Here is a 6497-nt window from a genome sequence, read left to right on the forward strand (position 1 = left end):
CTTTTCTGACTTTTCTTCAGCTATTTATGAATGTCTGAATGATGCCCACCTGAAACATAAAAAAGAACTGGATTCCTTGCTCACTCTACGATTTCAGAAGTTTAATAAATCTCAGATTATGAACGTCTAAAGTATAGATCACTAAAAAAAGCTTCCCCTGGGGATCGGGGGGGGCAGCTGGGGTGTGGGGTTTCACCGATAGGTTATTGCCCGTGCCCGAATGCTTCGCCCCTACAGGACGCGATCGCCGCTCAAGTGGCGAGAAAAAGCCAGATCAGCAGTCTCGATCACCTTTAATAGCTGTTCGATGCGGTTTTCCGTCGGGGGGGCCAAACAGGGAAAAACGGCTAAACCGGGGATTTGATTGGCCACCTCGGTGACAGCCACATCAAGGGTGACTAGGGGTAAATTAGCGAGGGTTTCCGACTTGCTCAAGGTTTGCAGATAAGAGTATAAATCTTCTGCGATCGAACTATCGATTAGGATAGCGTCCACCTCCCAGACAGTAGCTAAAAGTTCCGCCTGTTCGCAACTATCGGCCTCGATAAAACGATAATTTTCCCGAACTAATTGATTATTCCAAATCCAGCTAAAGGAAGATAAATCGGAGAAATTGGGGGCATAATGACCGTGTAAACGCAGCAGAGTCGGAGCAGTGCGCCGTTTTCGGCTAGGAACAGGGGAAACGGTCAGATTTAAGCAAGCTTGCAGAGCTGCCGAGGTGATTGGCGGAACCAGAAAACTATCGGCCCCTTGCTGTTGACTGCGGTTGCGCTCAGAATCGGCGGCGGTGACAATAACTTTTATATCTTTGGTTTGGGGATGGGATTTCAGCAGCGTTAACACATCCCAACCGGACAAGAGGGGGAGATTGGGATTGAGAAAAACACAACGGGGTTTTAACTGCCGGGCTTTTTCGATCGCCTCAGTGCCGCTACGAGCGATAATAGCTTTTAATCCCAATTCACTCAAGCGATCGACAAATTGTTCGATCACTTGGGGATTAGCTTCCACCACTAACACCAGACGCTGGGGAGTGGCGGACTCTTGGTCTGCACTTTGGGGATGAACCGGCAGCAGTAAGGTAAATTGACTGCCTTCCCGGGCCCTGGAGACAAAGGATAGATCGCCACCGTGACAGCGCGCTAATTTTTGGCTGAGGAGTAAACCTAAACCTGCACCCTCAAATTGACGGGTGAAAGGACTTTCTAGCTGTTGGAATTTCTGAAAAATCAGATGCTGGGATTCTTCCGGAATACCGATCCCCGTATCCCAGACGGTAAAAGCCAGCCAATTTTCCCAACGATTGACTTTAATGCCCAAATTACCGCCATCAATGGTGAATTTAACCGCATTATCTAACAAATGCACTAACATCTGTTGTAAACGGGTTTCATCGGCCAGGGCATAATCTAACCCCGATTCGATGTCAAGACGATAGCTGCTGGGGATATCTAGACGTTGGGGATATTTATCGACGATGATATCGTACACCCGTTGACAGAGGCGATCGATTTTGACTCTAGATAAAGTTAATTGTAGTTGTCCTGTCTCTAGGCGGGTTAAATCGAGGAGATCATTGACCAAAGCCATCAACTGACGACCGCTGCGATAGATTAAATCGGCATATTTGGACTGTCGGGGGTTAAGTTCACCGATTTTTTGTTCCCGCAGCAGATTGGAGAGACCGATAACGGCGGTGAGGGGGGATTTAAACTCATGGCTAACACAGGCGAGAAATTCATCCTTAAGACGATTTAAATGGACTAAATCGGCATTTTTAACCGCTAATTCCTGACAATATTGCTGTTGTTCCGTGATATCGGTGGCTAACAGTAACCACAGTCCCGAAGCTTTCTCGATCAAAGGATAATTATCCGTTAAATTTAACGGCACGGACAAGAGGCGCCAAGTCTTGGCTACACCCGATGTCACCGTTTCTAGACGCTGGGGAAACAGGGGGGGAGTGGGGGATGGGAGGGTTAAGGGGTCATTAACTAAAGCCAAGGCCGAGTTATCGATATTAGCGGGGAAAGCTGCCCCGATTTGTTGACACCAAGCCTGATTTTGGTATAAAATTCCTGCTTCTGGACTGTAGAGCAGCAGCGGCAGCGGTAATTGTTCTAGAAATTCCAGAGGACGATCGCTGCGGGGGGGAATGCGATCGCTGATGCGGAGCTGCGGGGGAGGATCATCGAGAATCGAGCGCCCGAGACAAAATTGGAGAAGTTTGCCCGTGTCTAAGCGTCCTAACAGTTTGCCCTGAGTATCCACTAAAATGGGGACGAAGGCGAGCGCTTCTCCCGTCAGGGTTGCCAGAAACTCACTTACGGCCATGCGAGCGTTAAGAGGGATAATCGGACGCAGCCAACCGCTCAGATCCAGACAGTTGGAGGAGGGGTTTCTGGTGTCGGGGTGCTGTTGTTGATAGAGGAGGTAAGCAATCAGGGTTTGACTCTCAATCAGTCCTAGGGGACAATACCGCTCATCCACCACCACGATCGCTTCTGGATTGCCCGTATTAATTAAATCGCAAAGACTTGCCCGGTCAATAATTAATTCACAGGCAGTGACGGATTGATTAAAGTGATGGAGGCTGAGGGTAACGCTAGGCATGGGGATAATTGGGTGGGCGGTGGCGGTAACTTTAGGGCATAATTAACAAACTGATGGCCAAACTATTAGTAGTCCTAGAACTTGAATCTACCTTGATTATGACGCTCGCTCATCTAGACGACCTCCCCATTGATTACAATTAACTACAATACCCACTGCCAAAAAGCAAAGTTAACTTTAACTTCCCCGATCTGATGGCGAGGGGGTTGTCTTCTCAACAGAGAAAGCCTAACCTAATTGTTTGTTATTTTCTATCTACCTTGCGGGTGAGAAAACGTTGCCTCCGAGACTGACTATTTATGCTTTTGTCCCAACGGACCCACCCTTGACGGGAGTGAGTTCACCTCTGGGGCTGGTTAATTCTTTGACGGCTTTATTGGCTAATGAACGCTATCATCTAACCCTAGGGTCGTCTTCTAGCGAATTACTGGCTAATATCGAGGCACAGAAGGAAAAAATCGATTGTTTGCTGGTGGTCTTTCATCCTTCCCTACAGCCGACTTTTAATCAACTCTACGAAGGGGGGATTTTACTGCCAGTAGTGATCATTGTCGCTGACAAGAACATCACTGCCGAGACGAATGACTCTCCCACCTGTCTCTATCATAGTGCCGAATTACAAATTACCGTCAAGGAATTAGACAGCATCACCTCGGTCATCGACCAAGCGATCGCTAGATTTCTCCATTTAGCTCCTAACTGCTCTTTTTCCGAGCGGACTACGATTGTTAATCAACCAAATCCCGTGGCCAATAATCACAGTTTTCTCCTCCTACAACAGCGCCGTTTAGCAGAAAAATTAAAAGAAAGACTCGGCTATTTAGGTGTTTACTACAAACGCAACCCGCAGCTATTCTATCGCAATCTTGCCCCAGAGGAAAAAAACGAATTACTGCGGGAATTAAGAAGAGATTATCGGGAGATTATTTTAAATTACTTCCAACAGGATTATCCGATTAATCAAGCGATCGATGAGTTGGTTAATAATGTCTTTTTTACCGATCTCTCAGTGTCGCAAATTCTGGAAATTCACATGGAGTTAATGGATGAATTTTCCCAACAGTTAAAATTAGAAGGCAGAAGTGAGGAAATTCTCCTAGATTATCGTCTCGCTCTCATTGATATCCTTGCTCACTTGGGGGAAATGTATCGTCGTTCCATACCTCGCGAGGATATCCCTTATGATTTATTATTGGGAATAGACTAAAATATCCCAGAAAAATAGCGATGAACTCGTATCCCCAGCCCCTTTAATCCTAACCTATGAGCGTCTTTAAAAAAACCTATGTTTTAAAACTGTACGTCGCCGGCAATACCCCCAACTCCGTGCGTGCCTTGAAAACCCTGAAAAATATCCTAGAAGAGGAATTTCAGGGAGTGTATGCGCTCAAGGTGATTGACGTGCTGAAAAATCCGCAACTAGCGGAGGAAGACAAGATTCTCGCTACTCCTACCCTTGCGAAAGTCCTCCCTCCCCCGGTGCGGAAAATTATCGGTGATTTGTCCGATCGAGAGAAGGTTCTGATCGGTTTAGACTTACTGTACGAGGAAATTCGTGAACGAGAAAATGATAGCTAGGTCTTCGGCCATAGGTGATTAGACGGGTTATATTTATTGAAGGAGAAACGCTCGGGGCGTAATCTAGTACGTCTATGGGAAAGTCAAGAGTCAATGGAAATCGAGATGGTGTAAAGTGTCTAGTCAGGCTTGATATGTTTCTGTGGAAAAATTAGATAAAAATCCTACTCTTTAAATATTCGCTGGATAAATAATGACTCAATCTAACTCTAATAGCCAATTGAATCCACCGATTAAACCGAAAGGTGTTCGCAAAATTAGAACTCTAATTGAAGGTTTTGATGAGATCACTCACGGTGGTTTACCCATGGGGCGAACTACCTTAGTTAGTGGCACTTCTGGCACGGGAAAAACCCTTCTTGCCGTGCAGTTTCTCTACCACGGGATCAAGTATTTTGACTATCCGGGCCTGTTTGTTACTTTTGAAGAATCTCCCACCGATATTATCCAAAATGCCTATAGTTTTGGTTGGGATTTAGAAGAATTAATTGACCAGGGTAAGTTGTTTATTCTCGATGCTTCCCCAGATCCGGAAGGTCAAGAGGTGGTGGGTAGTTTTGATCTTTCGGCCCTAATCGAGCGCATTCAATACGCAATTACCAAATATAAAGCCAAACTGGTATCAATTGACTCTGTAACTGCCGTTTTTCAGCAGTACGAAGCGGCATCAGTGGTGCGGCGAGAAATTTTTCGGCTCGTGGCCCGGTTAAAATTATTAGAAGTGACTTCAATTATGACCACGGAACGTATCGAAGAATACGGAGCGGTGGCCCGTTTTGGTGTAGAGGAATTTGTCTCTGATAATGTGGTAATTATGCGGAACGTGCTAGAGGGAGAAAGGCGACGCAGAACCGCAGAAATCCTCAAATTACGGGGAACAACCCACATGAAGGGGGAATATCCCTTTACTATCACCAATGATGGCATTAATATCTTCCCCCTCGGTGCGATGCGTCTAACTCAGCGCTCTTCTAATGTCCGCATTTCTTCGGGAGTCAAAACCCTTGATGATATGTGTGGAGGCGGTTTTTTCAAGGATTCGATTATTTTGGCTACAGGAGCAACAGGTACGGGTAAAACTCTCTTAGTCAGTAAATTTCTGGAAGAAGGCTGTAGGCGCGGTGAGCGGGCGATTTTGTTCGCTTATGAAGAATCTCGCGCTCAATTGTCCCGAAATGCTTCTTCTTGGGGGATCGATTTTGAGGAGATGGAACGCAAGGGATTATTAAAATTGTTGTGTTCTTACCCGGAATCGGCGGGATTAGAAGACCATTTACAGATGATTAAGTCGGAAATCTCGGAATTTAAACCCTCTCGTATTGCTATTGATTCTCTATCGGCGCTCGCGCGGGGGGTGACAAATAATGCTTTTCGGCAATTTGTGATCGGGGTGACAGGATACGCCAAACAGGAGGAAATTACGGGATTTTTCACCAATACTACCGACCAATTTATGGGAGCGCACTCGATCACCGAATCCCATATTTCTACGATTACCGACACGATTTTAATGCTGCAGTATGTGGAAATTCGCGGCGAAATGTCGCGAGCGATTAACGTCTTTAAGATGCGCGGTTCTTGGCACGATAAAGGGATTCGTGAATATACTATCAGTCAGGACGGGGCGGATATCAAGGATTCTTTCCGTAATTACGAGCGGATTATTAGTGGTTCTCCGACTAAAATTAGCGTCGATGAAAAGAGTGAATTATCGCGGATTGTTCGCAATGTACGCGAAAAATTACAGGATGAATAATCGGGAGTTGACTGATTTATAGCAGTTATCTTAATGGTGAGGTACGAAGTTTTCCTTTTGGGGAGTCAAGAGTCGATACCAAATTGAGTTACACTTCATCTTTGCCAGAAACGCTGTAAGTTGGGATTTTATCGTAACCTCTTTTTAAAAACTGTGCTTTCTAGATTTTTTGTCCTAAATCCAGACTTTTCGGGGGTTCTACCCCCCAAACCTAGGGCTGTTTCATTTAAATTAAGTACAGATGATTTTGAGTTAATAAATTTGACCGAAGATTCTCTAGTTTATCTTTCTCTAATCAAAAGAGTTAGTCACAATAATTAATCTTTAATCTTCTGCCAATATTTATTAGGAAGAGATTGATAAAGCTTGTTCCCAAGCCACTAAAAGCCTATCTCTCTTGAAATTTTCTGAGAGTACATCCTGTTAATTTAGCTAATTTTTCTGCTTCTTACGTCGATAAAACTATCAGTTTTTCCCAACGTTCAGCTAACCACATCTGTCCCTCTGTTATTGAGAGAAAACCCAAACCTCTGAAAAGATTCAATCC

Annotated in this window: 4 protein-coding genes and 1 pseudogene; 4 read left to right on the plus strand and 1 reads right to left on the minus strand. The window is 45.1% G+C overall.

Features of this window, described 5'->3' with window-relative positions; translation table 11 throughout:
• Positions 1–130 (plus strand): annotated as a pseudogene (locus tag O9324_RS10295) (IS630 family transposase); the annotation flags it as partial.
• Between the two features lie 101 nt (positions 131–231).
• On the opposite strand, the gene O9324_RS10300 reads toward O9324_RS10295, so the two are convergent.
• Positions 232–2616, minus strand: coding sequence for an ATP-binding response regulator (locus O9324_RS10300; protein ID WP_288140134.1), 2385 nt, complete (start codon positions 2614–2616; stop codon positions 232–234).
• Positions 2617–2893: 277 nt separating this feature from the next.
• On the opposite strand from O9324_RS10300, the gene O9324_RS10305 reads away from it, so the two are divergent.
• The 3 genes from O9324_RS10305 (at position 2894) to kaiC (ending at position 5950) form a co-directional block, all read left to right on the plus strand.
• The gene (locus O9324_RS10305; RefSeq protein ID WP_288140135.1) at positions 2894–3823 is read left to right on the plus strand and encodes a circadian clock protein KaiA; all 930 of its coding nucleotides are present in this window, start codon (positions 2894–2896) and stop codon (positions 3821–3823) included.
• A 56-nt stretch (positions 3824–3879) separates the two neighbouring features.
• A complete protein-coding gene (gene kaiB, locus O9324_RS10310; RefSeq protein WP_002733742.1) occupies positions 3880–4194 on the plus strand; it encodes a circadian clock protein KaiB in 315 nt (104 codons plus the stop codon).
• Between the two features lie 193 nt (positions 4195–4387).
• On the plus strand, positions 4388–5950 hold the full coding sequence (kaiC, locus tag O9324_RS10315; RefSeq protein WP_002787202.1) for a circadian clock protein KaiC: 1563 nt from the start codon (positions 4388–4390) through the stop codon (positions 5948–5950).
• Positions 5951–6497: the final 547 nt, after the last annotated feature.

The organism is Microcystis sp. LE19-84.1B (assembly GCF_027531875.1).
GTDB lineage: Bacteria > Cyanobacteriota > Cyanobacteriia > Cyanobacteriales > Microcystaceae > Microcystis > Microcystis panniformis.